Here is an 833-nt window from a genome sequence, read left to right as displayed (position 1 = left end):
TTACGCTTAGACTCAAGTCGCTTAAGCTGATCAAAAATATGTGAACGCATCGGGGCCATACCCGCACCGCCACCAACAAATACCATTTCGTTGTCAGTATCTTTAGCAAAGAACTCACCAAATGGCCCGTAAACATCGATGGTATCGCCCTTCTTAAGATTGAATACGTAAGATGACATTATCCCTGGAGGGTGGTTCGTTCCTGGAGGAGGCGAAGCGATACGAATGTTGAACTTAACAAGCCCTTTTTCTTCAGGATAGTTTGCCATTGAGTAAGCTCGTATAACGTCTTCTTTAACAATTGACTTATACTGCCACAAGTTGAATTTATCCCAGTCTTCGCGATATTCGTCTTGAATTTCAAAGTTTTTATAATCAACTTCGTGAGGTGGACACTCAAGCTGAACATAACCACCAGCGCGAAAATCAACGTTCTCGCCCTCTGGCAACTTAAGAACCAGTTCTTTAATGAAAGTAGCTACGTTGTCGTTTGATTCAACAGTACAAACCCACTTCTTAACGCCAAATACTTCTTCGTCAACTTCGACTTTCATGTCCTGTTTCACAGGAACCTGACAAGCGAGTCTCCAGCCTTCACCTTCTTCACGCTTGGTAAAGTAAGCTTTTTCAGTTGGAAGCATAGAGCCACCACCTTCTAAAACTTTACACTTACACTGCGCACATGTACCACCGCCACCACAAGCTGATGATAGAAATAGGCCTTCAGAAGCAAGCGTTTGAAGTAGCTTTCCTCCTGCCGGGGTTTTAATAGTGTTGTCAGGATCTTCGTTTATCAAGATAGAGACGTCACCACTACTCACTAATTGTTTTCT

1 protein-coding gene is annotated in these 833 nt (G+C 43.1%); it reads right to left on the bottom strand.

Annotated features, from left to right (window positions below):
- Nucleotides 1-833: NADH:ubiquinone reductase (Na(+)-transporting) subunit F (gene nqrF / locus A3763_RS11935; protein ID WP_068760065.1), on the bottom strand; the 833-nt coding region annotated here is incomplete at both ends.

Source organism: Oleiphilus sp. HI0128, assembly GCF_001635365.1.
Note: the sequence above shows the minus strand (reverse complement) of the source record. Positions and strands in the feature narration are given on the sequence as shown.